This window comes from Acidovorax sp. GW821-FHT10E03, assembly GCF_059415205.1.
On the sequence record NZ_JBWKMU010000001.1, the window covers coordinates 247,735 to 274,389 of the forward strand.

The following is a 26,655-nucleotide window of genomic DNA, read 5'->3' on the forward strand; positions in this document are numbered from 1 at the left end:
ATGTCTCCTGTAGTGATGTCGGTCGGTGGGCGCGGGGTGCGCGCTGATCAAGGGTGGCTGGCGAGCACGTGGCGGCCCAGCCAGGCGATGGCTTCGTCGGTGGAGGTGCCGGTGAAAGGCTGTGCCGCATGGGCCTGTGCGGTGGCGGCAAACAACGATTCGACGGCGGTCGAGACGACCGGCGCCAGGCCGTGGCGGGCCATCTGCTGCCGCGCCTCGGCCACCTCGTTGCGGCGGCGCGCCGCGTGCGGGATGTGCGTGCGCACCATGGATTCCATCAGCGTGCGCAGCGGTGTCTCGTCGATATCCTGCAGCACGGCATACAACTGCTCGCGCAGGCCCATCTGCTGGGCAGTGACCAGGCATTCCACCGCGAGCGCCTCGACTCCCTTGGTGTAGATGCTGCGCAAGAGCTTGAGCGAGGCGGCATCGCCCGGCTGATCGCCCACCACGCGGACCGATCCACCGAAGGGCGAGAACAATTCCTGTACAAAACCGGCCTGGCCGCCGGCCACGAGCAGCGGCGTCTTCTTGCCGCCCAGGTTGACGGCCCCTGTGATGGCCACGTCCACGAAGTGGACCGCCGTGCCGTGTGCGCCGCGTTGGGCCAGCTCGCCGCATTCGCGCATCTCGCCGGGGTCGGCCGTGGTCATGTCCACATACAGCGCCCCATCCTGCAGATGGGGCAGACAGGCCTCGAACAGGCTGCGCGCCACGGTGCCGAACACGGCGCTCACCACCACGTCGGCTCCGGCCAGCCAGGCTCCGGGCGCGGTATGCACCTGCGCACCGGCGGCCTGCACGGCGGCAGCCACCGCTGCGCCTGGCTGCAGGTCGCACAGGCCCGCCAGGCTGTGCCCCTGCTCCAGGAAGGCCTGCATGTAGCAGGCGCCGACCATTCCACCACCCAGGATTGCGATTTTCATGAAAGTACAAATTTAAAACATTTATGCCATATTATTGAGTGTGACTAGAATATTTCATAGGGGTTTCCCGTAGATCAAGGTAAATTTGCACTTATTTTGTATTTTTCTGAAGTCGCCTCCAGAGGCGGCATTGACTGCACGGCTCACCTAGAATGAGCGCACTCCATCCCATCCACCCTGGTGCAAAAACAGTGCAAAACGTGAAAGACAAGGCGTACGAGGTTCTGCGGCAGCGGCTCATCGGCGGGCACTACCGCCCGGGTGAGCAGCTCAAGGAAGAGCCCATCGCCCGCGACCTGGGGCTGAGCCGCACACCAGTGCGCAATGCGCTGCACCGCCTGGTGGAAGACGGCCTAGCGACCGATGGCGCGGGCCAGGGCATCCGGGTGTCGGAGTGGAGCGACTGGGATGTGGAGGAAACCTTCCAGTTGCGCATGCTGCTGGAGCCGTATGCCTCGTTCCTCGCGGCCACGCGCGGCGGCGAGGGGTTGGCCGATGAGCTGGAGGCCAGCAACCAGCGCATGGAGGCCGGCATTGCCGCTGGCCACGATGGCATCGCCGAGGTGCAGTCCGCCAACCGGGATTTCCACCACGCGCTGATCGAGGCGTCGGGCTCGCCGCGCCTCAAGACCATGCTGGCGACCATGATCGACATGCCGATCATCAAGCGCTCGTTCTACATCTACACGCCCGAAGAACTGGTGCAAAGCCTCCACCACCACCGCGATCTGGCGATTGCCGTGCGCGCCAGGGATGGTGAGCTGGCCCGGCAGGTCATGCAGCTGCATCTGCGCATGTCCTACCACCGGTTCATGAAACACCGGGTCGAGTACCGGCAGGACGGCGCAACCCCTCCATCTTCCTCTCGATAAGTTACCCGTATTGGGCTCGAAAGAAGGTGCGGAGTCTGTATGGGGAAATGGGCTGTTTCGAGGGGCCGCCCCGGGTGGCACGGCGAGGAAGTAGCTGGCTTAAAAAGGGGCCCGCACGAGGCGGGCCCAAACGCTTCATCTACCGATGCCTGACACACCGGCAGCTTCATGGTGCTCCGGACGCCATCCCTTCGCCTGTAGGACCAGCGCCGCTTGATCTATCAGCGGGCGCGCGCCGGGAGCCTGGGCGCAAGGACGTTCGAAAAAAAGCCCGCACGAAGCGGGCTTGAACTTGCTCAAGGCAAGAGGGGAGGGTGTCGCCAGAGGATAGCGACGAGGGCATCGTAAAACGAACGCCATTCCCGCGGTGTCGGACAAGGCCGCGTCAGTCGGGCGTGGCGTCACAGCGCATTGAGCGGAATCTTGAGGTAGGAGATCCCGTTGCCTTCAGCTGGTGGAGCCTCCCCCGCGCGGATGTTGATCTGTACTGCCGGCAGGATCAGCACGGGCATGTCCAGTGTCGCGTCGCGGCGGGTGCGCATGGCCACGAAGCCAGCCTCGGTGATGCCGTCGTGGACGTGGATGTTTCGCTCCCGCTGCTCGGCGACGGTGGTTTCCCACGCGGGCTCGCGGCCTGCGGGCGGGTAGTCGTGGCACATGAACAGCCGGGTTTCGGGCGGCAGGCCCAGCAGCTTGCGCACCGACTGGTACAGCATGTGTGCGTCGCCGCCCGGGAAGTCGCACCGTGCCGTGCCCACGTCGGGCATGAACAAGGTGTCGCCGACGAATACCGCGTTGCCTACCTGGAAGGCCATGCAGGCGGGTGTGTGGCCCGGTACCGACAGGGCCCGGGCCTGCAGGGTGCCAATGGCGAATGCCTCCCCGTCGGCGAACAGATGATCGAATTGGCTGCCATCGGCCCGGAAACCGGGCTCCAGGTTGAAGATGCCTTTGAAGGTGTTTTGCACCTTGGTGATGGCGGCGCCGATGGCGATCTTGCCGCCCAGCGCTTCCCGCAGGTGGTGCGCGGCCGACAGGTGGTCTGCATGGGCATGGGTTTCCAGAATCCACTGGACCGTGAGTTGCTGCGCCGTCACGAAGGCCATCACCTCGCTCGCCGCCGCGGTGCTGGTGCGGCCCGATTTGGGGTCATAGTCAAGGACGGAATCAAGGATGGCGCAGTGGCCTCCGGGATGATCGAACACCACATAGGTCACGGTGTGGGTGGAGGGGTCGAAGAACGCGTGGACCTGTGGTTGCATGGGGGTACCCGTCGAAATCAATAAAGAAAATTATAGTTTGTATAAAAATATATTGTTTTACAATCCACCCGATTCCCTTTACGCCCAAGGAGTACCGCGCATGCAGATCGACTGGAACCATTTCACCCCCTGGTCTGCCTTGGCCGGGGGCATTCTTCTGGGGCTCGCGGCCGCGGGCTTCGTGCTGCTCAATGGTCGGGTCTTGGGCATCAGCGGCATTGTCGGAGGGCTGCTGCGGCCGCGCAGCGGAGATATTGCGTGGCGTATTGCCTTGGTGCTGGGCCTGCTGGCCGCGCCCGCGCTCTACCGCGGTGTGGTGGGCGCCAGCCAGGGCCCCCGGATCGATGCCAGTTGGGCAATGGTGGTGCTGGCCGGCCTGCTGGTGGGCCTTGGCACCCGCTACGGCGGGGGCTGCACCAGCGGCCATGGCGTGTGTGGCCTGGCGCGCCTGTCGCCAAGATCACTGGTGGCCACGCTGGCCTTCATGGGGACGGGTTTTGCCAGTGTTTTTGTCATCCGGCACGTTCTGTCCTGACGGCGTTGCGGATGGCTGGGGTCAACATTTTCAATTTTCTGGGAGCGGCCCATGCGCCACCGTATCGCTGAATTCGCCGTCGGCCTGGTCTTTGGCCTGGGCCTTGTGGTTTCGGGCATGACCGACCCGGGCAAGGTCGTGGGGTTTCTGGATGTGACGGGACTGTGGGATCCCTCACTGGCCTTTGTGATGGGCGGGGCCGTTGCGGTGAGTGCCCTCGCATTCGCCGTGGCACGCCGGCGCACCAGGGCCTTCCTGGGCGGGGCCATGCACTTGCCTGCATCGCGCGGCATCGACAGGCGCCTGGTGGCTGGCAGCCTGCTATTTGGCGTGGGGTGGGGGATGGCGGGGTTCTGTCCGGGGCCCGCCATCGTGTCGGTCGGGGCCGGGGAGCCCAAGGCCATGGCGTTTGTGGGGGCCATGCTGGCGGGCATGGCCGGTTTCGAATGGATCGAGCGCCGCCGGGCCTTGCGCGCCACCCGTGCTGGTTGATTGATGCGGACGGGCCCGCACGATCCACGCTTGCAGAAATGGTGGCTGGGTCGAGGCGGCGCTTTCACAGACCGGAGGGACCGGTGACTGCGGGTGGGGTGCTGGCCCGGGCCCTTGCTGGCGGGGCTGCATCCGTGGGGGGCATCAGCCCCCGTGCATTTCCTGCAGGCGCTGCTTCTCCGCGGCGGGCATCTCCAGGAATTCCCGCTGCACCTGTTCGCGTGTCTTGGGCGTGCCGGTATTCCTTTGCGGCAGGGCATAGCCGCGCGCGAGCAGGGCGAGGCTGCCGTCCTTGCGGGCGGCTTCGATGTCCCGCAGGACGTCGCTGCGCTGCTTTCCCCCTTGCAGGTGGTCCGGGTGCGTGGTGTAGCCCACCTCGCCGCCCGCCGGGTGATACAGGGATGAGGCGGTGGCGACGGCAGGCATCGCCATGGCGAGCGCTGCCAATGGCGCGAACAAGGCGGTGCGTGCGTTGAGGATGGTTTTGCGGGACATGGAGGGTGTTTCCTTTCAGGGGGAGTGATCCGGGGTTGCATGCCCTGGCCGCAGGTGCTTGCCAGTGCATGGGGATACTGTAAAAACGCCATGCCGACAGGGTGCCCACCGCTGCCTGACGAATTTGTAATCGCGGCCCCCGCCATGTTCTTTGACAATCCGGGCATGAAAGTTCTGCTCATCGAAGACGAAGTCAAGCTTGCGCACTACCTGCGCAAGGGGCTCACGGAGGCCGGATATGTGGTGGACGTGGCGCACAACGGGGTCGATGGCCTGCACATGGCCCTGGAGGGCGACTACGCGCTGCTGGTACTTGACGTGATGCTGCCCGGCATCGACGGATTGAGCCTGCTTGCCGCGCTGCGCAAGACCCGCCAGACCCCTGTGCTCATGCTCACGGCCCGTACCAAGGTGGAGGACCGCGTGCTGGGCCTGCAGTCGGGCGCCGATGACTATCTGGTCAAGCCGTTTGCTTTCTCCGAACTCATGGCGCGCATCGAGGTCATCGTGCGGCGGAGCCGGGTGGCGCAACCAGGATCGGCGTGCGCCACGGTGCTGCAACTGGCGAACCTGGAAGTGGATCTGTTGCGGCGCAAGGCCACGCGCGCGGGCCAGCGCCTGGACCTGACGGCCAAGGAGTTTCTGTTGCTCACGCTCTTCCTGCGCCGCCAGGGGGAAGTGCTCTCGCGCACCGAGATCGCCGCCCAGGTATGGGACATGAACTTCGATAGCGAGACCAATGTGGTCGAGGTCGCCATCCGGCGGCTGCGCAGCAAGATGGACGTGCCCTTTCCCGAACCCCTGCTGCACACCATCCGTGGCATGGGGTATGTGATGGAAGCGCGCGGCGCATGACGGGCACGCGTGCACCCGGGTCGCTGCGCCGGCGGCTGTCCTGGTGGCTTGCCGCGCAGAGCCTGGCGGGCCTGGGCGCTGTGTGCCTGCTGGTGTATCTGGTCACGGCGGCGGGATTTCGCGAACGGCAGGACAGCCAGCTGGAGCAGAAGGAAGCCGTGGTGCGGCATCTTTTGTCGGGCGGGGGAATGCACCCCATGCCGCAGCCCTGGAACGACGTCCATCTGCTGGATGATTTCCTGGCCGGGCACGACAACTTCCGGCTGCGGGTATCGACTGGGGAGGGGGAGGTGCTCTACCCCCGTGTTGCGCGGGGCGATCCGCCGCTGCTGGCCTGGCGCGAGCGCAGCTTCGAGGTGGCGGCCCAGCGCCCAGAGGCGCCCGGCCGCGTGCTGCGGGTATGGCTGGCGCTGGACATCCAGGCCGATGAGCAGTTGTTGCGCCGCATGGCCGTCACGCTGTGGGTCGCTGCGCTGGCGGGCGCGGTGGTGGTGTCGCTGGGCGGCTTCACGCTGGTCCACCTGGGGTTGTCGCCCGTGCGCGCCCTCTCGGCGCAGGTGCGGGCGCTTTCGCCCGACACGCTGCACCAGCGCCTCGGCACGGAAGGGCAGCCCGCCGAGTTGCAGCCGCTCGTCGAGCAGTTCAACGGCCTGCTCGGCCGGCTGGAAAAGGCCTACGTCCAGGTGGAGGGATTCAACGCGGATGTGGCCCATGAACTGCGCACGCCATTGGCGACATTGCAGGCCAGCAACGAGCTGGCGTTGCGCGGGCTGCTTGGCGGCGGCGCGGGCAATGCGGGAGAGCTGGGCGAGGTGCTGGCCTCCAACCTGGAGGAATTGCAGCGCCTCACGGGCATCGTCAACGACATGCTTTTTCTTTCCCAGGCCGACCGGGGCGCGGGCGCCCGCCGCGAGCCCACCCCCAGCCTCGCCCGGGTGGTGGCGCAGGTGGCGGAATTTCACGAGGCCGCCTTGGCGGACGCGGGGCTGGCATTGCACATCTCGGGCGATGCGGCGGGGCAGTTCGATGTCCCGCTGCTGCACCGAGCGCTGTCCAATCTCATCGGCAATGCGGTGCGCCACGCCCGCCAGGGTACGGCGGTGCAGGTGCGCATCGCTCCCCTGCCGGGAGGCGGGGGCGGAGTGATGGTCGTCAACGAGGGGGAGACCGTGGCGCCCGAGGTGCTGGCGCGGCTGTTCGACCGATTCTTCCGAGCGGATCCCTCGCGGGCCCACGCCCAGAGGAACCATGGCCTGGGCCTGGCCATCACGGACGCCATAGCCCGCATGCATGGCGGGCGGACGGTGGCCACATCGTCTGGCGGGGTGACGGCCATCGGCCTGGAGCTGCCTGCCAGCTAGGCACGGGGCGATCCTGTCCGCGCGGGGCCGAAAGGGGCTGAGTCCCCGGGGGCGGACCCTTCTGTTCCTGGCGTGTTTCAAGCCAGGGCTGGCGACACGGAGCCTGGCCGGGTGTTTCGGGGACGGACTATTCGTCGATCGACGCGCTCCAGCGGTCTCCCCAGCTGCGCGCGCCCACGCGCTCGATATCGCGCCGGTCGCGCTTGGTGGGTCGGCCCTCCTGCAGCGTGGCGGCGGGCTCGGGGGCCAGCCGCCGTTGTTCGGCAGCCTGTTCACGCGCCGTGATGCTGTCCGCCGTTTCCTCGTACAGTTGCTGCGCAATGGGGGCGGGTCCGCGCGCGCCGCTCAGGCCCCGCACCAGAACCGTGCGGGCGAGGGGGCCCTGGCGCAAGGCCACGGTATCGCCGCAGCGCAGGTCGCGTGCAGGCTTGGCCAGCTGGCCGTTGACCGTCACGCGGCCCTTGCCGATCTCTTCGGTGGCCAGGCTGCGCGTCTTGTAGAAGCGGGCGCACCAGAGCCACTTGTCCAGCCGCATTGTCTCCGAGGTGTTCATGCGGAGGATTGTGACGCGTGTGCGTGGTTTGCACTGTCAGCCGATGGCGCGGCCAGTGGCAGGCGTACAACGGCATCCAGGCCCGCCACCCGGTGGCCCACCACGCGGTTGGTCAGCGAGATGCTGCCCCCGATGGCCTCCACGATCTCGCGGCAGATCGCCAGGCCCAGGCCGCTGCCGGCGCGCACATCGCCCGCCGAGAACGGCTGGAAGAGGCGGGCCGCCAGCTCGCCGTCGATGCCGGGGCCCTGGTCGCTGAGGGTCAGCGCCACATGGTGGCTGTCGGTGCGCAGGTCCACCGTCAGCTCGCTGCCCTGCGGCGCATGGCGCACGGCGTTGTGCAGCAGGTTGCGGCTCAGTTCGCGCAGCATCCACTCGTGGGCCTGGACCCGCGCGGGCACGGTCTGTATGCCGAAGTCCAGGTCGCGCTGCGCGATCAGTGGTGATATCTCCAGCGCCACGGTGCGCAGCACATCGTCCAGCCGCGTGGTGGGCGGTGCGCTCTGCTGGCGCAGTTGCTCCACCTTCGCCAGCGCCAGCATCTGGTTGGCCAGCTGGGTGGCGCGGTCCACCGTATCGCTGATCTCGTGCAGGGCCTGCCGGGGCTCCACGTCGCCCCGCAGGGCCGATTGCACCTGGGTCTTCAGCACGGCCAGGGGGGTGCGCAGCTGGTGGGAGGCATCGCGCACGAAGCGCTTCTGGTGGCGCAGCAGGTGGCGCAGGCGCTGCATCACTTCGTTGGTGGCGTCGATCAGCGGCTGCAGTTCGCGCGGCGTGGAGGGGGCGGCGATGGGGCTCAGGTCGCCCTCCCGGCGGTCCTGCAGCTGCAGGCTCAGCTGCCGCACGGGATGGATGGCCCGCTGCACCACCAGCACCACGGTGAGGGCGATCACGGCAATCAGCAGGGCCTGGCGCAGCAACGTGTTGCGCAGGATCTGCAGGGCCAGCGTTTCACGCACTTCGAGCGTCTCTGCCACCTGGATCACGGCCATGGCCCGGCCTTCGGAGCTGGCCACGGGCTGCAGCAGCACGGCCACGCGCACGTCGCGGTCGCGAAAGCGGTCGTCGTAGAAGTCCACCAGCGCGGCGTAGGGCGGGCGGTCCGGGATCTTTCCACGCCAGACAGGCAGTTCGGCAAATCCCGAGACCAGTTCGCCATGCAGGTTGGAGACGCGGTAGAACATCTGGCTCTGGTTGTCGGCCTCAAAGGCTTCCAGGGCCGAGTAGGGCACGGTGGCGCGCAATTCGGCCGCGTCGTCAAAGCCTTTCACGTCGAGCTGTTCGCTGATGGTCTTGGCGGACGCCAGCAGCGTGCGGTCGTAGGCGGTGTGCAGCGATGCCAGCGTCTGCTGGTACAGGCTGAAGGTATTGAAGCCGATGAACAGCGCCACCGGCAGCAGGATGCCCAGCAGCAGGCGCCTGCGCAGCGAAGGGTGGCGGTGCCCGCCGGCGGGGGCTGCGGTCATGCGTCGGTCCGCAGCAGGTAGCCCAGCCCGCGCAGCGTCATGAGGGTCAGGCCGGTGCCCGCCAGTTTCTTGCGCAGGCGGTACACCACGACCTCGATGGCCTCGTACTGCACGTCCAGCTGGCCGGGGAACACCAGCTCGTACAGCCGCTCCTTGGTGACGGCGTGGCCTGGCTGGGCAAGCAGGGCGTGCATGAGCGCCAGCTCGCGCGGCGTCAGCTCCATCACCTCGCCCTGGAGATACAGCGCGCCGCTGTTCTTGTCATAGCGGATGGCACCGATCTGCACGGTGCTGGGAGCCAGCTGCATGCCGGGTAGGGGGTCCGCGCTGCGGCGCACCAGGGCACGCAGCCGGGCCTCGAGTTCGTCCAGGTCGAAGGGCTTGGGCAGGTAATCGTCCGCCCCTGCGTTCAGCCCCATCACCCGGTCGCCCACGGTGCCTCGGGCGGTGAGGATCAGCACCGGCGTTCGCAGGCCGCGGGCGCGCGCCTGCTGCAGCACCTGCAGGCCGTCGAGCCCGGGCAGGGTAAGGTCCAGAATGACGGCGTCGGGCTGGCGGGACGCCCACTGGCTCAGGGCGGATTTGCCGTCGCCCACCGCAGTCACCTCCATGCCGCGCCGGGTCAGTGCACGGTGCAGGGTCGCCTGCATGGTGGGGTCGTCTTCAACGAGGAGCAATTGCATGCGCGGCACCATAGCATCGTCTCATCGCATGCGCCGTATGGGTGTTTTCCCTGAGTCGCAGGACAGCCGTTTGACAGGCAGCGCGCGCATCATCGAACGGTTCGCAAACCTTACAAGGAGACACCATGCGTCGCGATATGTTTCTGAAATCACTGGCTGCCATGGCCGCCGCCGGCGTGCTGCCGGTATCGGCCCAGAGCGCCCACGCCATCAAGATGATGATTCCCGCCAACCCTGGCGGTGGCTGGGACACCACGGGCCGTGCGCTGGGCAAGGCCATGCAGGATGCAGGCGTCGCGTCGTCGGTGTCTTATGACAACAAGGGCGGCGCCGCTGGCGCCATCGGCCTGGCCCAGTTCGTCAACGCCAGCAAGGGCGACCCGAACGCCCTGATGGTGATGGGCGCCGTGATGCTGGGCGGCATCATCACGGGCAAGCCGCCCGTGGGCCTGGACAAGGTGACCCCGCTCGCGCGCCTGACCAGCGAATACAACGTGTTCGTGCTGCCCGCCAATTCGCCTTTCAAGTCCATGAAGGACGTGGTGGACCAGCTCAAGAAGGATCCTGGCAGCGTGAAGTGGGGCGGTGGCTCGCGTGGTTCCACCGAGCACATCGCGGCAGCGATGATCGCCCGCGAAGTGGGCGTGGACCCCGCCAAGATCAACTACGTGGCCTTCCGTGGGGGTGGTGAGGCCACCGCCGCCATCCTGGGCGGCAACGTCACGGTCGGCGGCAGCGGCTACAGCGAGTTCGCCGAGTACATCACCGCGGGCAAGATGCGCGCCGTGGGCGTCACCTCGGGCTCGCGCCTGAAGGGCGTGAACGTCGCCACGCTCAAGGAGCAGGGCATCAACGTGGAAATCGGCAACTGGCGCGGCGTGTACGGCGCGCCTGGCATCACCCCCGAGCAGCGCAAGGCGCTGATCGAGGCCCTGTCCAAGACCTTCAAGCACAAGGCCTGGCAAGATGCGATGGAGAAGAACGGCTGGACCCCCGCATGGATGGCCGGCGACGAGTTCGCCAACTTCGTGGATGCCGAGTTCGCCAGCATGCGCGCCACCATGGCCAAGTCGGGGATGATCTGAGGCCAGCAAGTTAGGCCTCGGCTGCGCGGCCCCTGCGGGGTGCGCGGCCTTGCTGCCCGCCCGGTGAAGGAAAAACATGACACAACAACATTCATCGCGCTCCAAGCCCTTGCAGACCCTGATAGGGGCGGGCCTGGTGGTGCTTGCGCTGTTTCTGGCCTGGGGTGCCAGCACGGTCAGCTCGGAGGCGGGCTACGGCGGCGTGGGCCCCAATTTCTTTCCCTGGGTGGTCAGCATCGCCTTGCTGATCTGCGGCGTGCTCTGCGTGGTGCATGCACTGACCGGGGGCTTTCGTGAGCTGGAAGAGGGCTCGGGCGACGAGCGCGCCCACTGGAAGGGTTTCATCTGGGTGTCGGCCGGGCTGCTGCTCAATGCCTTGCTCATCACGACGCTGGGCTTCATCCTGAGCTGCGCGCTGTGCTTCGTGCTGTCGGTGCGGGGCTTCAAGAGCTCGGAAGGCGAGCTGGACCTGCGCCTGCGGGCCTGGATCAAGGATTCCCTCATTGGCGTGGCCGTGGCCGCGCCGGTGTTCTGGATGTTTACGCAATTGCTGGCCATCAACCTGCCCGGCCTCACCAACACGGGGTGGCTGTAAAGCCTGCACGCCATGGAAACGTTGAACCTCCTGATGCAGGGTTTTGCCACCGCTGCCACTCCCATCAACCTGATGTGGGCCTTCGTGGGCTGCATGATCGGCACCGCCGTGGGCGTGCTGCCCGGCATCGGGCCAGCCGTGGCGGTGGCCATGCTGCTGCCCATCACCGTGAAGGTCGAGGCCACGGCCTCCATGATCTTCTTCGCGGGCATCTATTACGGCGCCATGTATGGCGGCTCCACCACGTCCATCCTGCTGAACACGCCCGGTGAGGCGGGCTCCATGGTCACCGCCATGGAGGGCAACAAGATGGCCAAGAACGGCCGTGCGGGCGCGGCGCTGGCGACCGCCGCCATCGGCTCGTTCGTGGCGGGCACCATCGCCACCGTGCTGGTCACGTTCTTTGCCCCCCTGGTGGCTGAATACGCCGTGCGCCTGGGCCCGCCCGAGTACTTCATGCTGATGGTGCTGGCCTTCACCACCGTGAGCGCGGTGCTGGGCAAGAGCACGCTGCGCGGCATGGTGGCGCTGTTCGTCGGCCTGGCCATGGGCCTCATCGGCATCGACCAGATCTCGGGCCAGGCGCGCTACACCGGTGGCGTGCCCGAGCTGATGGACGGGATCGAGGTGGTGCTGATCGCCGTGGGCCTGTTTGCCGTGGGCGAGGCCTTGTACAACGTGATGTACGAAGGCAGGACCGACGAAACCCAGAACCGCCTGACCAGCACGCACATGACCAAGGAGGAGTGGAGGCGTTCGTGGCCCGCATGGATCCGCGCCACCTTCATCGGCTTTCCGTTCGGCACCGTGCCCGCGGGCGGCAGCGAGATCCCGACCTTCCTGAGCTACGCCGCTGAAAAGAAGCTGAGCAAGCACAAGGAAGAGTTCGGCACCACCGGCGCCATCGAAGGCGTGGCGGGCCCCGAGGCCGCCAACAACGCGGCCATCACGGCCACGCTGATCCCGCTGCTCACGCTGGGCATTCCCACGTCCAACACCACGGCCATCCTGCTGGGTGCGTTCCAGAACTACGGCATCCAGCCCGGCCCGCAGCTGTTCGACACCAATGGCGCGCTGGTGTGGGCACTGATCGCCTCCATGTACATCGGCAACGTGATGCTGCTCATCCTGAACCTGCCGCTGGTGGGCCTGTGGGTGAAGCTGCTCAAGATTCCCAAGTCGTACCTGTACGCGGGCATCCTGGTGTTCTCCACGCTGGGCGTGTACGGCATGCGCCAGAGCGCGTTCGATCTGGTGCTGCTGTATGCGATCGGCCTCTTGGGCGTGGGGATGCGCCGCTTCGACTTCCCGGCCGCTCCAGTGGTGGTGGGCATGATCCTGGGGCCTCTGGCCGAGGCGCAGATGCGCAACGCCGTGTCGATTGGCGAAGGCAAGTGGACGATCTTCCTGGAGCGCCCCGGTTCGCTGACGCTGATCGTCATCGTGCTGTCCGTGCTCATCGTGCCGCGCCTGCTGCGGCGCTGGGCGGCACGCAAGCTGGCGGCGCTGGAGCGCTGATACACACAAAGGCTCGCAAAAAAGAAAACCGCGCCACATGGCGCGGTTTTTTCATGCGGGCACCGGCTGGTGCAGACGGCGGATTTCGCAAGCCAGACCACAAGGGTTTCATGCCCCCGTTGCCTTCCCCACCAAGGTGACTTGCGTGCTCACAAGCCGTGAATCGTACCATAAAATGCGAATAGTTCTTATTTGCAAGGATGGTGCATGCAATCACTTCCGCAGGAGTTTCTGGCGCTCTGCCGCCAACTGGGCGATGCACAGAAGCGCTGCAGCACCGCCATGGCCGCCCAGGCCGCGCAGATCGAGGCACTGCAGCGCCAGGTGGTGCGGCTGCGCGCCCAGGTCATCGTGCGGGACACGCGCCTGGCGATGGCGCGGGATGAACTGGAGCGGATGAAGACCGCGCACCCCGGCCTGCCCCGCCGCAAGGCCATGGCGCTCCACATCGGCGTGCTCGCCGAGCGCATCGCGAGCTTGTCGCGCGAATGCCTGCGCTGGCGGCTTGCGGCACAGGCCGATGCGGTTCCCGCCAGTGCCGTGGAGCCCGCCAGCGGCGCTGCGGCGGCCCGCGTGCATGCCCCGGCCGGCGCCCTGCGCGGGGCGCCCGCGGGCTCGGCGCTCGACGCCAACCTGGCCGCGGCCGACCTGGTGATCTGCCAGACCGGCTGCATCAGCCATGACGAGTACTGGCGGGTGCAGGACCACTGCCGCCGCACGGGCAAGCCTTGCATCCTGGTGGACCAGCCCCTGGCCGTGCGAGAGGCAGAGGCGCTGGCCGCCATCCAGCCCATGGTGGTCCTGCGCATGGTGCGCGCGCAGCGCCCTGCGGACGGCACCACCACCGGGCAGGAGGCGTTGATCTTGAATGAAAATGGCCGCTAGCGCTGAAGGAATAAGCGCAAGATGCTATTGATTTGATAGTATTTGGCGGCGCGGGGTCGAGGCGCTGCGCCGGGCCCGTGGCGCCTGTAGCGGCCGCGCCGCGCTACCATCCGCGGATGCCCCTGCTCACCGACGACGCCCCCGCACTGCCGCTGGATGCCCAGGGCATTCTCGAACTGGCGGCGCGGTCCATGTTCCAGCTGTTTTCCAGCGTCAGCCAGGGCATGTTCCTGGTGGACCGCAGCGGGCGGATCGTGTGGGTCAACGAAGGCTACCAGCGCTTTCTGCCCGACCTGGGGTTCTCTTCGGTCGACCAGTTCGTGGGCCGCACGGTGGAAGAGGTGATCCCCAACACCCAGATGCGCCGCGTGCTGGAGACCGGCCAGCCCGTGCTGATCGACCTGCTCACCAACAAGGCCGGCACCTTCGTGGTCAGCCGCATCCCGCTGCGCGACGATACCGACCGCGTGATCGGCGCCATCGGCATCGTGCTGTTCGACCACCCCGAGACCACGCTGCAGCCGCTGATCAGCAAGTTCGCGCTGCTGCAGCGGGACCTGGACGACGCGCGGCGCGAGCTGGCCAGCCAGCGCAGCCGCTCCCTGGCCGTGGCGGGCGACGGCGAGCGGCGCGCCAAGTACACCTTTGCCAGCTTCATTGGCTCCAGCCCTGCGGCGGCCGAGGTCAAGCGCCAGGCGCGCCGCGCGGCGCAGTCCAGCAGCCCCGTGTTGTTGCTGGGCGAGACGGGCACGGGCAAGGAGTTGCTGGCCCACGCCATTCATGCGGCATCGAGCCGCGCCAGCGGCCCGTTCGTGAGCGTCAACATTGCCGCCGTGCCCGACACATTGCTGGAGGCCGAGTTCTTTGGCGTGGCCCCCGGGGCCTACACCGGTGCCGACCGCAAGGGGCGCGACGGCAAGTTCAAGCTGGCCGATGGCGGCACGCTCTTCCTCGACGAAATCGGCGACATGCCGCAAAGCCTGCAGGCCAAGCTGCTGCGGGCCCTGCAAGAGGGCGAGATCGAGCCGCTGGGCTCCAACAAGCTCGTGCCCTTCAACGTGCGCATCCTGGCCGCCACCTCGCGCGACCTGGCCGCGCTGGTGCGCGAGGGCAAGTTCCGCGAGGACCTGTTCTACCGCCTGCACGTGCTGCCCGTGCGCGTGCCGCCGCTGCGCGTGCGGCGCACCGACATCCCGGCCCTGGTGGAGGCGCTGGGTGAAGACCTGGCGCTGCGCAACAGCACGGCCCCGCCCGAGCTGCTGCCCGATGCCATGGCGCTGCTGGCGGGCCAGCCCTGGCGCGGCAACATCCGCGAACTGCGCAACGTGCTGGAGCAGGCCGTGATGCGCAGCGACTCGCCGTCCATCGACGCCGCCCAGCTCGAACGTGTCCTGCGCGAGGCCGGCGTGGAGCCGGCCGCTCCCGCGCCGGTGCTGGACACGGCTTCCATGGCCGATGCCCAGGACGAAAGCCGCTACCTGCGTCCGCTGGCCGAGCAGGTGGCCGAGCTGGAGCGGCGCGCCATCGCGGCGACCCTGAAAGCCCATGGCGGCAACAAGCTCGCCACCGCACGGCAACTGGGCATCTCGCGGGCCACGCTGTATGGACGTCTGGAAAACCCTGAATAAATATCAGACACATGTCTGATATTTCTACAATTGAATTGTTCAAAAATCAGACTATGTCCCGCAGGCGTCAGCAGGGTTTTCATACAAATCAACAACTTGCATGCTGGCATGAACTGTGCAATGTTCAGGTATCACAACAAGGAGACATCGCCATGCATCGTCGCACCCTGGTCGCCCTGGCCACCGCTGCCGTCACCGCCGCCACGCTTTCCACCCCCGCTTTCGGCCAGGCCGGGGAAATCCGCATCGCCCACATCTACAGCAAGACCGGCCCGCTGGAGGCCTATGGCAAGCAGACCCAGACCGGCCTGCTGATGGGCCTGAACTACGCCACCGGCGGCAGCATGACCGTCAATGGCAAGAAGCTCGTCGTGATTGAAAAGGACGACCAGGGCAAGCCTGACCTGGGCAAGAGCCTGCTGGCCTCGGCCTATTCGGACGACAAGGCCGACATCGCCGTCGGCCCCACGTCCTCGGGCGTGGCCCTGGCGCTGCTGCCCGTGGCCGAGGAATACAAGAAGATCCTGCTGGTGGAGCCCGCCGTGGCCGACGCCATCACCGGCGACAAGTGGAACAAGTACATCTTCCGCACCGGCCGCAACAGCAGCCAGGATGCCATCTCCAACGCCGTGGCCGTCGACAAGGCCGGCGTCACGGTGGCCACGCTGGCGCAGGACTATGCCTTCGGCCGCGACGGCGTGAAGGCCTTCAAGGACGCGCTCAAGAACGCCAAGCTCGTGCACGAGGAGTACCTGCCCACGACCACCACCGACTTCACTGCCGGTGCCCAGCGCCTGATCGACAAGCTCAAGGACGTGCCCGGCCGCAAGGTCATCTTCATCATCTGGGCCGGCGCGGGCAACCCCTTCAAGATCGCCGACATGGACTTGAAGCGCTACAACATCGAGATCGCCACGGGCGGCAACATCCTGCCCGCCATGGCCGCGTACAAGAACTTCCCTGGCATGGAAGGCGCCACGTACTACTACTTCGGCATCCCCAAGAACCCCGTGAACGAAGCCATGGTGGCCGCGCACTACAAGGAGTTCAAGACCCCGCCGGACTTCTTCACCGCCGGCGGCTTCAGCTCCGCCATGGCGCTGGTCACCGCCCTCAAGGCCACGAACGGCGACACCAACACCAACAAGCTCATCAAGACCATGGAGGGCATGAGCTTCGAGACCCCCAAGGGCAAGATGACCTTCCGCAAGGAAGACCACCAGGCCATGCAGAGCATGTACCACTTCAAGATCAAGGTGGACCCGGCCTTCGCCTGGGGCGTGCCCGAGCTGGTGCGCGAGATCAAGCCTGAAGAAATGAACGTGCCGATCCGCAACAAGCGATAGGCCGGTTTTTTCGATGCGTTAGCGAGGCCCGACGGACAGGACAACCATCCTGCTCCTTCGGGGTTCATCCCGCAGGGGCGGCCGCCCCTCTTTTTCCAGTGAATTGATGCATGAACCCCCGGATCACACGGGGGCAGGGTCGGTTTTTCTCAAAATTATTTGGAGACAAGACAACATGGCTTTCAATTTCATCCGGGCGGCTGCAGCAGGGGCTGTAATTTCAATGTGCGCAGCGGGCGGCGCGATGGCCGCCGTCAACCTGCCCGCGCTCAAGATCGACAAGACGCAGACCACCGTGTCGGGCCTGTCGGCTGGCGGCTTCATGGCCGTGCAGCTGCACGTGGCGTATTCGGCCACGTTTGCCAAGGGCGTGGGCGTGGTCGCGGGCGGGCCGTTCAATTGCGCCGAGGGCTCGGTCGTCAATGCCACGGGGCGCTGCATGGCCAGCCCGGCGGGCATTCCCACCAGCACGCTGGTCAGCACCACCAACACCTGGGCCAGCCAAGGCGCCATCGACCCCGTGGCCAACCTGCAGAACTCGAAGGTCTACCTGTTCTCGGGCACGCTCGACAGTGCGGTCAAGACCGGCGTGATGGATGCCCTGCGCACCTACTACAACAGCTTCGTGCCGGCCGCCAACGTGGTCTACAAGAAGGACATCGCTGCCGAGCACGCCATGGTCACCGACGACTACGGCAACGGTTGCACCACCAAGGCCGCGCCCTACATCAGCAACTGCAACTTCGACCTGGCCGGTGCCATGCTGCAGCACCTGTACGGCCCGCTCAATGCACGCAACAACGCGGCGCTGCCCACCGGCAACTTCATCGAGTTCAACCAGAGCGAATTCATCTCCAACCACGGCATGGCCGCCACGGGCTGGGCCTATGTGCCGCAGGCCTGCCAGGCGGGCGGCAGCGCCACCTGCAAGCTGCACGTGGTGCTGCATGGCTGCAAGCAGAACATCAGCGATGTGCAGCAGCAGTACGTGCGCAACACGGGGTACAACCGCTGGGCCGACACCAACAACATGGTGATGCTGTACCCACAGACCAGCACGGCCGCCACCAACAGCTGCTTTGACTGGTGGGGCTACGACAACGCCAACTACGCCAAGAAGTCCGGCCCGCAGATGGCGGCCATCAAGGCCATGGTGGACCGGGTCTCCAGCGGCGGCACCACCAACCCGCCGGTGGACCTGCCTGCCCCCACGGGCGTGAGCACCTCGGGCGCCACCGCCAGCGGCATGGCGATTGCCTGGAACGCCGTCTCGGGCGCTGCCAGCTACAACGTGTACCGCAACGCCAACAAGGTCAACGCGCTGCCCGTGACCGCCACGAACTACAGCGACACCGGCCTGGCCGCTTCCACCACCTACAGCTGGACCGTGCGTGCCGCCGATGCCAACGGCGCCGAAGGCGCCGTGTCCGCGGCGGCATCCGGCACCACGCTGGCGGCGCCGGGTGGCGGCACGGGCACCTGCACCACGGCCAGCAACTATACGCACACCCTCGCGGGCCGGGCGTACGCCTATGCGGGCTTCGCGTATGCCCTGGGCTCCAACCAGGGCATGGGCTGGTGGAACGTGTTCGTGACCACCACGCTCAAGCAGACCAGCCCCGGGTACTACGTGATCGGTACCTGCTGAAGCATGTACAACCCCCTGAGCCGCTTCGCGTCTTCCCCCTTCTCTCGGATGGCTGCGCCATTCGGGAAGGGGGGGCCAGCGCACGCAGGAGAAACGCCGCTTTGCAGTTTGGGCGGCCCTTGCGCGGCGGTTGCTGGTTTCGCCCGCGCCAGTTGCGGAGACTGTTTGGCGATGAAAACGCAGTGCAGGTCTTGGCATCCCGCCGCAGGGCTGGGTTGCCGGCCTCTTTGAATGAAATGACGACGACCGTGAAAGTGAAACATCACCCATGAGCACCTTGGCCACCAAGGACTTGACCATCCGCTTCGGCGGCCACGTGGCGGTCAACGCCGTGACCTGCTCCTTCGAGCCCGGCACGCTGACCGCCATCGTGGGCCCCAACGGTGCGGGCAAGACCACGTACTTCAACCTCATCTCGGGGCAACTGCGCGCCACGGCGGGCAGCGTCACGCTGGGCGGGCAGGACCTCACGGGCCAGTCGGTCTCGGCGCGCACGCATGCGGGCCTGGGCCGGGCGTTTCAGCTCACCAACCTGTTCCCGAACCTCAGCGTGCTGGAGAACGTGCGCCTGGCCGTGCAGGCCACGCAGGAGGGCAAGCACCGCCGGGGCCTGAACCTGTGGAGCATCTGGAGCGACCACCGCGCGCTGACCGAACGGGCGCAGGCCATCCTGCACACGGTGGCCATGCACGAGCGCCGCGACACCCCCGTGGCCAGCCTGCCGCACGGCGACCAGCGCAAGCTCGAAGTGGCGCTGCTCATGGCGCTGGAGCCGCAGGTCTACATGTTCGACGAGCCCACGGCCGGCATGAGCCACGACGAGGCGCCCGTGATCCTGAACCTGATCCGCGAGCTGAAAAAAGACAAGACCAAGATCATCCTGCTGGTGGAGCACAAGATGGACGTGGTGCGCGAGCTGGCCGACCGCATCATCGTGCTGACCAACGGCACGCTGGTGGCCGACGGCCCGCCGGCAGAAGTGATCGCCTCGCCCGTGGTGCAAGAGGCCTACCTGGGCGTGACGAAGGAGGCGGCTGCATGACCACCACCACGAACAACACGGGCAACCTGCTCGAACTCAAGGGCGTGCACACCCACATCGGCGCGTACCACATCCTGCACGGCGTCGACCTGGCCGTGCCCAAGGGCCAGCTCACCATGCTGCTGGGCCGCAACGGCGCGGGCAAGACGACCACGCTGCGCACCATCATGGGCCTGTGGCATGCGTCCCAGGGCTCGGTCCACTTCGGGGGCAAGGACATCACGGCGCTGAACACCCCGCAGATCGCGGGCATGAACATCGCCTACGTGCCCGAGAACATGGGCATCTTCGCGGACCTGACCGTGAAGGAGAACATGCTGCTGGCCGCGCGCGGCGCCAAGAACGCAGCGCAGATGGACACGGCGCGGCTCGAATGGATCTTCAAGCTCTTCCCTGCCGTGGAGAAATTCTGGAACCACCCGGCCGGCAAGCTCAGCGGCGGGCAAAAGCAGATGGTGGCCGTGAGCCGCGCCATCGTCGAGCCGCGCGACCTGCTCATCGTGGACGAGCCCAGCAAGGGCCTCGCCCCCGCCATCATCAACAACATGATCGATGCGTTCGACCAGCTCAAGAAGAGCGGCGTGACCATCCTGCTGGTGGAGCAGAACATCAACTTCGCGAAGCGGCTCGGCGACACCGTGGCCGTGATGGACAACGGCCAGGTGGTGCATGCGGGCAGCATGGCCGCGCTGGCGCAGGACGAGGCACTGCAGCGGTCGCTGCTGGGGTTGGCACTATGAATTTCACAAAAAATTTCAAGCTATTTTGGCCGCTGGCGCTGGATGGCAAAGCGCCAAAAGCTATTAAAAATATAGCATTCAAGCGCGTGGCGCTTGCCGCGCAAGGAGACCGGGCATGAGCATTACCCGCGACTTCGACTGGAAGCCCCTGGCCCTGGTGCCCGCGCTGGCACTGCTGGTGCTGCCCTTCATCGGCTCGCCCAGCACCTGGCTCACGCTCACGGTGGCGGGGCTGGCCATGGGCATGATCGTGTTCATCATCGCCTCGGGCCTCACGCTGGTGTTCGGCCTCATGGACGTGCTCAACTTTGGCCACGGCGTGTTCATCGCGCTGGGCGCCTTCGTGGCCACCAGCGTGCTGGGCACCATGGGCGACTGGACGCAAAGCGCCGAGCTGTGGCGCAACCTGCTGGCCGTGCTGCCCGCCATGCTGGTGGCCATGGCCGTGGCGGGCGCGGTGGGCCTGGCGTTCGAGCGTTTCATCGTGCGGCCCGTGTACGGCCAGCACCTCAAGCAGATCCTCATCACCATGGGCGGCATGATCATTGGTGAAGAACTCATCAAGGTCATCTGGGGCCCCGCGCAGATCCCGCTGCCGCTGCCCGAGGGCATGCGTGGCTCGCTGCTCATTGGCGATGCAGCCATCGAGAAATACCGCCTGGTGGCCGTGGCCGTGGGGCTGCTGGTGTTCGCCGTGCTGGCCTGGACGCTGTCGCGCACCAAGGTCGGCCTGCTCATCCGCGCCGGCGTGCAGGACCGCGAGATGGTCGAGAGCCTGGGCTACCGCATCCGCCGCCTGTTCATCGGCGTGTTCGTCGTGGGTTCGGCCCTGGCGGGCCTGGGTGGCGTGATGTGGGGCCTGTACCAGCAGAACGTGGTGCCGCAGATGGGCGCGCAGGTCAACGTGCTGATCTTCATCGTGATCATCATCGGCGGCCTCGGGTCCACGGGCGGCGCCCTCATCGGCGCGCTGCTGGTGGGGCTCATGGCCAACTACACCGGCTTCCTGGTGCCCAAGGTGGCGCTGTTCTCCAACATCGCGCTGATGGTGGCCATTCTGCTGTGGCGCCCGCAGGGTGTGTACCCGGTCGCGAACCGTTGAAGAGGAGTCCCAAGACATGCTGAACCGACTTCTTTCCAACGACTACCCGCGCAGCAAGGTGCTCGCGGTGATCCTGGTGGCCATCCTCATCGGGCTGGCGTTTGCACCCTTCCTGTTCCCGGGCGTCAAGGCGCTGTCGGTGGCAGCCAAGGTGCTGATCTTCGTGGTGCTGGTGGCCAGCTTCGATCTGCTGCTGGGCTACACCGGCATCGTGAGCTTCGCGCACACCATGTTCTTCGGCATCGGGGCCTACGGCATCGCGGTGGCCACCACCCGCCTGGGGCCGACCTGGACGGCGCTGGGCGTGGGCATTGGCGGCGCGCTGCTGCTGTCGCTGCTGCTGTCGCTGGCAGTGGGCTTGTTCTCGCTGCGCGTGCGCGCCATCTTCTTCGCGATGATCACGCTGGCCGTTGCCGCGGCGTTCCAGACGCTGGCCTCGCAGCTGTCGGACATCACCGGCGGCGAAGACGGCCTGACCTTCAAGGTGCCCGAGATCCTGTCGCCCAGTTTCGAGCCCTTTGAAGAGCCCTTCCTGGGCGTGGCCATCGACGGCCGCCTGATCTGCTACTACCTGCTGTTCGTCGCGGCGCTGGCGCTGGTGCTGGCGCTGCTGCGCATCGTCAATTCACCGTTCGGCCGCGTGCTGCAGGCCATCCGCGAGAACGAGTTCCGCGCCGAGGCCATCGGCTACCGCGTGGTGGTGTACCGCACCACGTCGAGCGTGCTGTCGGCGCTGTTCGCCACCATGGCGGGCGCGATGCTCGCGCTCTGGCTGCGCTACAACGGACCCGACACCTCGCTCAGCTTCGAAATCATGATGGACTGCCTGCTCATCGTGGTGATCGGCGGCATGGGCACCATCTACGGATCGGCCATCGGCGCCGTGCTCTTCCTGGTGGCGCAAAGCTACCTGCAGGACCTGCTGCGCCTGGGGCACGAGGCCACCTCGGGCCTGCCCTGGCTGTCTGCGCTGCTCTCGCCGGACCGCTGGCTGCTGTGGCTGGGCGTGCTGTTCGTTCTGTCGGTGTATTACTTCCCTACCGGTGTGGTGGGGCGCCTGCGCGCGGCAGCTGCGCGCAAGGCGGGGTAGGCGGCCCCTTCCCGCACGCGGGCTGGTGCGGAAGGGGCGTGGGTCAGCTGTGCAAGAAGCAACGCGAAGAAAAATACCAGGAGACAAGCACATGATGAGCATGAAGACAGGGTTTCGTCCGTTCGTTCCCGCCGCGGTGGCAGCCGCCGTTCTCGCCGCCTGTGGCGGTGGGGATGGCGAGCACGTCCCCCTCAATGCAAAGCCCGCATACCTGGGCGCCATTGCCGAGACTGCCTATGACGGCAGCAGCAACGACCTGTTGACCGCGGGCCTCGGCGCCACCGGCATGGCGGCGGCGCTGCCGCCCGCCTATGCCGACCCGCTCAAGCCCACCGCCGCCGAGTTGCGCCGCACGGCCATCCACACCAACTACCGCGCCATGCTCGACATGACCGCCGCGGGCGGCTACGGCCTGCTGTACGGCCCCAACGTGGACGCGCAGGGCAAGGTCACGGCGGGCGAGGGCAAGGTGGCGGGCACCGAGTACATCGCGTTCGCCGACGACGGCACGGGCCGCAAGAACGTCACCCTGATGGTGCAGGTGCCTGCCAGCTTCGATCCCAGGAAGCCCTGCATGATCACCGCGACCACGTCGGGCTCGCGCGGCGTGTATGGCGGCATCTCCACGGGCGAGTGGGGCCTCAAGCGCGGCTGCGCCGTAGCGTATTCGGACAAGGGCACGGGCGGTGCGCCGCACGACCTGCAGAACGACACCGTGCCGCTCATCGACGGCACCCGGACCACCGCCACCGCGGCGGGCAAGGATGCGGCCTTCAATGCCGGGCTCACGGCATCGGAGCTCGCGGCCTTCAACAAGGCCACCCCCGACCGCTTCGCCTTCAAGCATGCCCATTCAGGCCAGAACGCCGAGAAGGACTGGGGCACCACGACGCTGCAGGCGGTGGAGTTCGGCTACTACGTCCTCAACCAGCGCCACGGCGAGACCAACGCGGCCGGCCAGCGCCTGAAGACGCTCACGCCCCGCAACACCATCGTGATTGCGTCCAGCATTTCCAACGGTGGCGGCGCGGCGATCGCCGCCGCCGAGCAGGACACGCAGGGCCTGATCAGCGGCGTGGCCGTGTCCGAGCCCGCGCTGGAGCTGCCCGCCAACCCTGGCGTCACGGTGCGCCGTGGCAGCACCGAGGTGGCGGTCACGGGCAAGACGCTGGTGGACTTCACCACCTACGCCAACCTGTACCAGGCCTGTGCATCGCTGGCGCCGTCGGTCAGCGCCAGCCCCTTCGCCGCGGCGTTCGCGGCCGGGTTTGCCAGCGCGGCGCTGCCCATCGCGCCCAACCGCTGCGCGGCGCTCAAGACGGCGGGGCTGCTGTCGGCCTCCACCACCGCAGCGCAGGCCGAAGAGGCGCTGCAAAAGCTGCGCGCCTATGGCTGGGAGCCCGAGTCGAACGACCTGCATGCCTCGCTGGCCGCGTTCGAAGTGGCCCCGGCCGTGGCGGTGACCTTTGCCAACAGCCTGTCGCGCAGCAGCGTGAAGGACCACCTGTGCGGCTTCAGCTACGCGGCCACGGCGACCACGGGCGCGGTGGTGCCCCTGGCGGCCGCAGCGTTGCCGGGCATGTTCGCCACCGGCAACGGCGTGCCGCCTTCCGGTGGCATCAACCTCGTGAACAACCTGGGCAAGCTGGGCCCGGCGCGCGACTTCCTGTCGTTCTCGGACGCGGGCGTGGCCGACTGGAACACGGCGGGCGCGCTGTGCCTGCGCAACCTGGTCACCGGCACCGACGCAGCGGCCAGGAAGCTGCAGGCCGGCGTGGATGAAACCCGCCGCAACGGCAACCTGCGGGGCAAGCCCGCCGTCATCGTGCACGGCCGGGCCGATGCGCTGCTGCCCGTGAGCCACACCTCGCGCCCCTATGCCGCGTTGAACAAGAAGATCGAGGGCGCAGCCAGCCGGCTCAGCTATGTGGAAGTGGCCAACGCCCAGCATTTCGACAGCTTCATCGGCCTGCCCACGGTGCTGCCGGGCTACGACACGCGCTACGTACCGCTGCACGTGTACCTGAACCACGCGCTCGATGCCGTGTACGAGCACCTGGCCAATGGCAAGGCCTTGCCCGCCAGCCAGGTGGTGCGCACCGTGCCCCGGGGCGGCACACCCGGCAGCGCGCCGGCCATCACCGCCGCCAATGTGCCGCCACTGGCCACCGTGCCCGCTGCGGCCAATGCCATTGCCATTGCGGCAGGCGCCATCTCCATCCCCGACTGACGCGGGCCCCCGGCTGGCGAAAGAGGGAATCACCCCGTGTGCCGCGCCCGCGGTGGGCGTGGCGCCGGGGCCATGTGTTTCTGGCGCAAAGGATGGATGTATGAACGCTGTGATGAAGACCTGGGGCCGCCGCATGGCGTCGGCGCTGGCGGTACCCGTTGTGCTGGCCCTTGGTGCCGCTGGCGGCACCGCGCCCGCGCGTGCCGCCGAGATCGTGTTGGGTCAGGTGGCGCCCTTGTCGGGCGTGCTGGCCAGCACCGGCGCGCAGATGGTGCTGGGCGGCAAGATCTACTTCGACTGGATCAACGCCCAGGGCGGCGTGCATGGCGCCTCCATCCGCCAGGCGGTGGTGGACGATGCCTACAAGGTGGACGACACCGTGAAGCTGACCCGCGAGATGCTGGCCAGGCCCGAGGTGGTGGCGCTGTACGGTTTCGCGGGCACGGCCAACATCACCCAGCTGCTGGCCGACGGCGTGCTGGAGCAGGGCGGCGCCGCGCTGGTGGCGCCCTACACGGGGGGCGAATCCCTGCGCAACCCTTTCAACCCGTGGATCTTCCATGTGCGCGCCGGGTATGCGGACGAGACTGAACACATGGTCCAGCAGCTCACCACGCTGGGCATGAACCGCGTGGCCGTGATGTACCAGGACGACGGTTTTGGCAAGGCGGGCCTGGCGGGCGTGGAGGCGGCGCTGGCCAAGCGCAACCTCAAGCTCGTGGTGGCGGCCGGCTATGAACGCAACACCGACAAGGTGGACGATGCCGTGAAGGCCATCAAGGCGGCCGACGTGCATGCCGTCATCATGATCGCCGTCAACAAGCCCGCGGCCGCGTTCATCCAGCGCTACCGCGAGCAGGGCGGCGGCGCGCAGCTGTACAACATCTCCGTGGTGGACCCGACCGAACTGGTCAAGCTGGCGGGCCTGAAAAACGCCCACGGCCTGGGCATCAGCCAGGTGGTGCCGTACCCCTACCGGCCTCAGCTGCCGGTGGTGCGCGAGTACCAGTCGCTGCTCAAGAAATACGCACCCGATGCCGAGGTCAACTACACCAGCTTCGAGCAGTTCCTGGGCGCCAAGGTACTGGTCGAAGCCCTGCGCCGCGCCGGGCCCCTGCCCACGCGCACCAAGGTCGTCAAGGCGCTGGAGTCGATGCAGAGCTATGACCTGGGCGGCATCACGCTGGGCTATTCGCCCACCAACCGCATCGGCTCGCGCTATGTCGAGGTCACCGTCATTGGCAGCAATGGCCGCCTCATGAAGTAGCCGGCCGCCACCTGTTTTCCATCTGTTGTTCCCAAAGGTTGCCACCATGTCCCCCATCTCGCGCTACGCCACCTGCGCCGGCTATGAAATCCACTACATGGAGTGGGGCGCGCGCGATGCCCCCGTGGTGGTGGCATGGCACGGCCTGGCGCGCACCGGGCGCGACATGGACGAACTCGCCGCGCACCTCGCCCCGCGCTACCGCGTGATCTGCCCCGACACCATCGGCCGGGGCCTGAGCCAGTGGGCGCGGGCACCGCAGGACGAGTACCGCCTGTCGTTCTACGCGCGCATCGCGGCCGGCCTGTTCGACCAGCTGGGCATCGAGAAGGCGCACTGGGTGGGCACGTCGATGGGTGGGGCGATCGGCACGGTGTGCGCATCGGGCCTGTTCCAGCCGCAGCTCAAGGAGCGCATCGCCAGCCTGCTGCTCAACGACAACGCGCCCCGCCTGGCGGATGCCGCGCTCGAGCGCATCAAGGCCTATGCGGGCCACCCGCCCTCGTTTGACACCGTGATGGAGTTGGAAGCCTTCTTCCGGCAGGTGTACCAGCCCTACGGCTGGCTCAGCGATGCGCAGTGGAGTCGCCTGACCGAGACCTCGACCCGGCGCCTGCCCGACGGCCGCGTGACGCCGCACTACGACCCGGCCATGGTGCAGCAGTTCACGCACCACACCAACGACTATCTGATCTGGGACCACTACGACGCGCTGGAGATCCCCGTGCTGTGCCTGCGCGGTGCGGGATCCGACCTGGTGCTGCGCGAGACCACCGCCGAGATGCTCACGCGGGGCCCCGGCGCGCGCGGGCTGGCGCAGGTGGTGGAGGTGCCCGGCTGCGGCCATGCACCCGCGCTCAATGTGCCGGCGCATTACGCGCTGGTAGACGGGTTTCTGGCACGCGCATCCTGAACGGATGGAGCGGGGAGTCGCGCAGCGTTGAAGGCGAGGGCGCTGCGCGGTACATTGGGCCCACAC

The 26,655-nt window shown here is 67.1% G+C and carries 26 protein-coding genes; 20 read left to right on the forward strand and 6 right to left on the reverse strand.

Annotated elements, in window-relative coordinates:
* Window positions 1-47 precede the first annotated feature (47 nt).
* Window positions 48-926, reverse strand: a complete 879-nt coding sequence (locus AC07OD_RS01165; RefSeq protein WP_494594686.1) for an NAD(P)-dependent oxidoreductase — start codon at window positions 924-926, stop codon at window positions 48-50.
* Window positions 927-1,117: 191 nt separating this feature from the next.
* Between AC07OD_RS01165 and AC07OD_RS01170 the strand changes: the two genes are divergently transcribed.
* The gene (locus tag AC07OD_RS01170) at window positions 1,118-1,798 is read left to right on the forward strand and encodes a GntR family transcriptional regulator (RefSeq protein ID WP_218294039.1); all 681 of its coding nucleotides are present in this window, start codon (window positions 1,118-1,120) and stop codon (window positions 1,796-1,798) included.
* 401 nt (window positions 1,799-2,199) lie between these two features.
* On the opposite strand, the gene AC07OD_RS01175 is transcribed toward AC07OD_RS01170, so the two are convergent.
* On the reverse strand, window positions 2,200-3,060 hold the full coding sequence (locus AC07OD_RS01175) for an MBL fold metallo-hydrolase (RefSeq protein WP_494594688.1): 861 nt from the start codon (window positions 3,058-3,060) through the stop codon (window positions 2,200-2,202).
* 100 nt (window positions 3,061-3,160) lie between these two features.
* Here AC07OD_RS01175 and AC07OD_RS01180 point away from each other — a divergent pair, with 100 nt between their 5' ends.
* Window positions 3,161-3,595, forward strand: coding sequence for a YeeE/YedE family protein (locus AC07OD_RS01180; protein ID WP_218294041.1), 435 nt, complete (start codon window positions 3,161-3,163; stop codon window positions 3,593-3,595).
* Window positions 3,596-3,646: 51 nt separating this feature from the next.
* Window positions 3,647-4,087 (forward strand): DUF6691 family protein, encoded by a 441-nt coding sequence (locus AC07OD_RS01185; RefSeq protein ID WP_494594690.1) that lies wholly within the window; start codon window positions 3,647-3,649, stop codon window positions 4,085-4,087.
* A gap of 144 nt (window positions 4,088-4,231) precedes the next feature.
* On the opposite strand, the gene AC07OD_RS01190 is transcribed toward AC07OD_RS01185, so the two are convergent.
* Window positions 4,232-4,582, reverse strand: a complete 351-nt coding sequence (locus AC07OD_RS01190) for a DUF4148 domain-containing protein (protein ID WP_492246081.1) — start codon at window positions 4,580-4,582, stop codon at window positions 4,232-4,234.
* A gap of 165 nt (window positions 4,583-4,747) precedes the next feature.
* On the opposite strand from AC07OD_RS01190, the gene AC07OD_RS01195 reads away from it, so the two are divergent.
* Both AC07OD_RS01195 and AC07OD_RS01200 read left to right on the forward strand, forming a co-directional pair.
* Entirely contained in the window at window positions 4,748-5,437 is a 690-nt protein-coding gene (locus tag AC07OD_RS01195) for a heavy metal response regulator transcription factor (RefSeq protein WP_369642113.1), read from the forward strand.
* Window positions 5,434-6,798, forward strand: a complete 1,365-nt coding sequence (locus AC07OD_RS01200) for a heavy metal sensor histidine kinase (protein WP_492246080.1) — start codon at window positions 5,434-5,436, stop codon at window positions 6,796-6,798. The genes AC07OD_RS01195 and AC07OD_RS01200 overlap by 4 nt, the downstream gene beginning before the upstream one ends.
* Window positions 6,799-6,925: 127 nt before the next feature.
* Here AC07OD_RS01200 and AC07OD_RS01205 read toward each other — a convergent pair whose 3' ends face one another.
* Genes AC07OD_RS01205 through AC07OD_RS01215 form a run of 3 tightly spaced genes read right to left on the reverse strand, consistent with a single transcriptional unit; the run spans window position 6,926 to window position 9,500 of the window.
* Window positions 6,926-7,351 carry an RNA-binding S4 domain-containing protein gene (locus tag AC07OD_RS01205; RefSeq protein ID WP_218294046.1) on the reverse strand — a complete coding sequence of 142 codons (426 nt, stop codon included), beginning with the start codon at window positions 7,349-7,351 and terminating at the stop codon, window positions 6,926-6,928.
* Window positions 7,348-8,817 carry a sensor histidine kinase gene (locus AC07OD_RS01210; RefSeq protein WP_218294047.1) on the reverse strand — a complete coding sequence of 490 codons (1,470 nt, stop codon included), beginning with the start codon at window positions 8,815-8,817 and terminating at the stop codon, window positions 7,348-7,350. The genes AC07OD_RS01205 and AC07OD_RS01210 overlap by 4 nt, the downstream gene beginning before the upstream one ends.
* A complete protein-coding gene (locus tag AC07OD_RS01215; protein WP_492246079.1) occupies window positions 8,814-9,500 on the reverse strand; it encodes a response regulator in 687 nt (228 codons plus the stop codon). The genes AC07OD_RS01210 and AC07OD_RS01215 overlap by 4 nt, the downstream gene beginning before the upstream one ends.
* 125 nt (window positions 9,501-9,625) lie before the next feature.
* On the opposite strand from AC07OD_RS01215, the gene AC07OD_RS01220 reads away from it, so the two are divergent.
* The 15 genes from AC07OD_RS01220 to AC07OD_RS01290 all read left to right on the forward strand — a co-directional run bounded on the left by AC07OD_RS01220 (window position 9,626) and on the right by AC07OD_RS01290 (window position 26,589).
* Window positions 9,626-10,585 carry a Bug family tripartite tricarboxylate transporter substrate binding protein gene (locus tag AC07OD_RS01220; RefSeq protein WP_218294049.1) on the forward strand — a complete coding sequence of 320 codons (960 nt, stop codon included), beginning with the start codon at window positions 9,626-9,628 and terminating at the stop codon, window positions 10,583-10,585.
* A 76-nt stretch (window positions 10,586-10,661) separates the two neighbouring features.
* The gene (locus AC07OD_RS01225; RefSeq protein WP_218294050.1) at window positions 10,662-11,180 is read left to right on the forward strand and encodes a tripartite tricarboxylate transporter TctB family protein; all 519 of its coding nucleotides are present in this window, start codon (window positions 10,662-10,664) and stop codon (window positions 11,178-11,180) included.
* A 12-nt stretch (window positions 11,181-11,192) separates the two neighbouring features.
* Window positions 11,193-12,698: a tripartite tricarboxylate transporter permease gene (locus tag AC07OD_RS01230; protein WP_494594692.1), complete on the forward strand. Its 1,506-nt coding sequence runs from the start codon at window positions 11,193-11,195 to the stop codon at window positions 12,696-12,698.
* A gap of 207 nt (window positions 12,699-12,905) precedes the next feature.
* Window positions 12,906-13,583 carry a DUF2325 domain-containing protein gene (locus tag AC07OD_RS01235; protein WP_494594693.1) on the forward strand — a complete coding sequence of 226 codons (678 nt, stop codon included), beginning with the start codon at window positions 12,906-12,908 and terminating at the stop codon, window positions 13,581-13,583.
* A 116-nt stretch (window positions 13,584-13,699) separates the two neighbouring features.
* On the forward strand, window positions 13,700-15,211 hold the full coding sequence (locus AC07OD_RS01240; protein ID WP_494594694.1) for a sigma-54 interaction domain-containing protein: 1,512 nt from the start codon (window positions 13,700-13,702) through the stop codon (window positions 15,209-15,211).
* Window positions 15,212-15,363: 152 nt separating this feature from the next.
* Window positions 15,364-16,557 (forward strand): substrate-binding domain-containing protein, encoded by a 1,194-nt coding sequence (locus AC07OD_RS01245; protein WP_218294054.1) that lies wholly within the window; start codon window positions 15,364-15,366, stop codon window positions 16,555-16,557.
* A 175-nt stretch (window positions 16,558-16,732) separates the two neighbouring features.
* Window positions 16,733-18,205, forward strand: a complete 1,473-nt coding sequence (locus AC07OD_RS01250; RefSeq protein ID WP_494594696.1) for an extracellular catalytic domain type 2 short-chain-length polyhydroxyalkanoate depolymerase — start codon at window positions 16,733-16,735, stop codon at window positions 18,203-18,205.
* A 268-nt stretch (window positions 18,206-18,473) separates the two neighbouring features.
* A complete protein-coding gene (locus AC07OD_RS01255; protein WP_218340752.1) occupies window positions 18,474-19,247 on the forward strand; it encodes an ABC transporter ATP-binding protein in 774 nt (257 codons plus the stop codon).
* Window positions 19,244-19,987 (forward strand): ABC transporter ATP-binding protein, encoded by a 744-nt coding sequence (locus tag AC07OD_RS01260; RefSeq protein WP_494594698.1) that lies wholly within the window; start codon window positions 19,244-19,246, stop codon window positions 19,985-19,987. The genes AC07OD_RS01255 and AC07OD_RS01260 overlap by 4 nt, the downstream gene beginning before the upstream one ends.
* Window positions 19,984-20,106, forward strand: coding sequence for a hypothetical protein (locus AC07OD_RS01265; protein ID WP_494594700.1), 123 nt, complete (start codon window positions 19,984-19,986; stop codon window positions 20,104-20,106). Before AC07OD_RS01260 ends, AC07OD_RS01265 begins: the two co-directional genes overlap by 4 nt.
* Window positions 20,103-21,089 carry a branched-chain amino acid ABC transporter permease gene (locus AC07OD_RS01270; RefSeq protein ID WP_218294058.1) on the forward strand — a complete coding sequence of 329 codons (987 nt, stop codon included), beginning with the start codon at window positions 20,103-20,105 and terminating at the stop codon, window positions 21,087-21,089. The genes AC07OD_RS01265 and AC07OD_RS01270 overlap by 4 nt, the downstream gene beginning before the upstream one ends.
* A gap of 16 nt (window positions 21,090-21,105) precedes the next feature.
* Complete coding sequence (locus AC07OD_RS01275) at window positions 21,106-22,179, forward strand: branched-chain amino acid ABC transporter permease (protein WP_218294059.1); 1,074 nt, start codon at window positions 21,106-21,108, stop codon at window positions 22,177-22,179.
* Window positions 22,180-22,279: 100 nt separating this feature from the next.
* Window positions 22,280-24,409, forward strand: coding sequence for a D-(-)-3-hydroxybutyrate oligomer hydrolase (locus tag AC07OD_RS01280; RefSeq protein ID WP_370627836.1), 2,130 nt, complete (start codon window positions 22,280-22,282; stop codon window positions 24,407-24,409).
* Window positions 24,410-24,509: 100 nt separating this feature from the next.
* Window positions 24,510-25,676: an ABC transporter substrate-binding protein gene (locus AC07OD_RS01285; protein ID WP_494594703.1), complete on the forward strand. Its 1,167-nt coding sequence runs from the start codon at window positions 24,510-24,512 to the stop codon at window positions 25,674-25,676.
* 46 nt (window positions 25,677-25,722) lie between these two features.
* A complete protein-coding gene (locus AC07OD_RS01290; protein ID WP_494594705.1) occupies window positions 25,723-26,589 on the forward strand; it encodes an alpha/beta fold hydrolase in 867 nt (288 codons plus the stop codon).
* Window positions 26,590-26,655 lie beyond the last annotated feature (66 nt).

Coding starts and splice junctions, on each gene's coding strand:
- AC07OD_RS01285 (WP_494594703.1), top strand. CDS start 24,510: ATGAACGCTGTGATGAAGACCTGGGGCCGCCGCATGGCGTCGGCGCTG.
- AC07OD_RS01260 (WP_494594698.1), top strand. CDS start 19,244: ATGACCACCACCACGAACAACACGGGCAACCTGCTCGAACTCAAGGGC.
- AC07OD_RS01180 (WP_218294041.1), top strand. CDS start 3,161: ATGCAGATCGACTGGAACCATTTCACCCCCTGGTCTGCCTTGGCCGGG.
- AC07OD_RS01255 (WP_218340752.1), top strand. CDS start 18,474: ATGAGCACCTTGGCCACCAAGGACTTGACCATCCGCTTCGGCGGCCAC.
- AC07OD_RS01220 (WP_218294049.1), top strand. CDS start 9,626: ATGCGTCGCGATATGTTTCTGAAATCACTGGCTGCCATGGCCGCCGCC.
- AC07OD_RS01265 (WP_494594700.1), top strand. CDS start 19,984: ATGAATTTCACAAAAAATTTCAAGCTATTTTGGCCGCTGGCGCTGGAT.
- AC07OD_RS01270 (WP_218294058.1), top strand. CDS start 20,103: ATGAGCATTACCCGCGACTTCGACTGGAAGCCCCTGGCCCTGGTGCCC.
- AC07OD_RS01195 (WP_369642113.1), top strand. CDS start 4,748: ATGAAAGTTCTGCTCATCGAAGACGAAGTCAAGCTTGCGCACTACCTG.
- AC07OD_RS01175 (WP_494594688.1), bottom strand. CDS start 3,060: ATGCAACCACAGGTCCACGCGTTCTTCGACCCCTCCACCCACACCGTG.
- AC07OD_RS01210 (WP_218294047.1), bottom strand. CDS start 8,817: ATGACCGCAGCCCCCGCCGGCGGGCACCGCCACCCTTCGCTGCGCAGG.
- AC07OD_RS01245 (WP_218294054.1), top strand. CDS start 15,364: ATGCATCGTCGCACCCTGGTCGCCCTGGCCACCGCTGCCGTCACCGCC.
- AC07OD_RS01290 (WP_494594705.1), top strand. CDS start 25,723: ATGTCCCCCATCTCGCGCTACGCCACCTGCGCCGGCTATGAAATCCAC.
- AC07OD_RS01240 (WP_494594694.1), top strand. CDS start 13,700: ATGCCCCTGCTCACCGACGACGCCCCCGCACTGCCGCTGGATGCCCAG.
- AC07OD_RS01165 (WP_494594686.1), bottom strand. CDS start 926: ATGAAAATCGCAATCCTGGGTGGTGGAATGGTCGGCGCCTGCTACATG.
- AC07OD_RS01185 (WP_494594690.1), top strand. CDS start 3,647: ATGCGCCACCGTATCGCTGAATTCGCCGTCGGCCTGGTCTTTGGCCTG.
- AC07OD_RS01205 (WP_218294046.1), bottom strand. CDS start 7,351: ATGAACACCTCGGAGACAATGCGGCTGGACAAGTGGCTCTGGTGCGCC.
- AC07OD_RS01275 (WP_218294059.1), top strand. CDS start 21,106: ATGCTGAACCGACTTCTTTCCAACGACTACCCGCGCAGCAAGGTGCTC.
- AC07OD_RS01200 (WP_492246080.1), top strand. CDS start 5,434: ATGACGGGCACGCGTGCACCCGGGTCGCTGCGCCGGCGGCTGTCCTGG.
- AC07OD_RS01280 (WP_370627836.1), top strand. CDS start 22,280: ATGAAGACAGGGTTTCGTCCGTTCGTTCCCGCCGCGGTGGCAGCCGCC.
- AC07OD_RS01215 (WP_492246079.1), bottom strand. CDS start 9,500: ATGCAATTGCTCCTCGTTGAAGACGACCCCACCATGCAGGCGACCCTG.
- AC07OD_RS01190 (WP_492246081.1), bottom strand. CDS start 4,582: ATGTCCCGCAAAACCATCCTCAACGCACGCACCGCCTTGTTCGCGCCA.
- AC07OD_RS01225 (WP_218294050.1), top strand. CDS start 10,662: ATGACACAACAACATTCATCGCGCTCCAAGCCCTTGCAGACCCTGATA.
- AC07OD_RS01250 (WP_494594696.1), top strand. CDS start 16,733: ATGGCTTTCAATTTCATCCGGGCGGCTGCAGCAGGGGCTGTAATTTCA.
- AC07OD_RS01230 (WP_494594692.1), top strand. CDS start 11,193: ATGGAAACGTTGAACCTCCTGATGCAGGGTTTTGCCACCGCTGCCACT.
- AC07OD_RS01235 (WP_494594693.1), top strand. CDS start 12,906: ATGCAATCACTTCCGCAGGAGTTTCTGGCGCTCTGCCGCCAACTGGGC.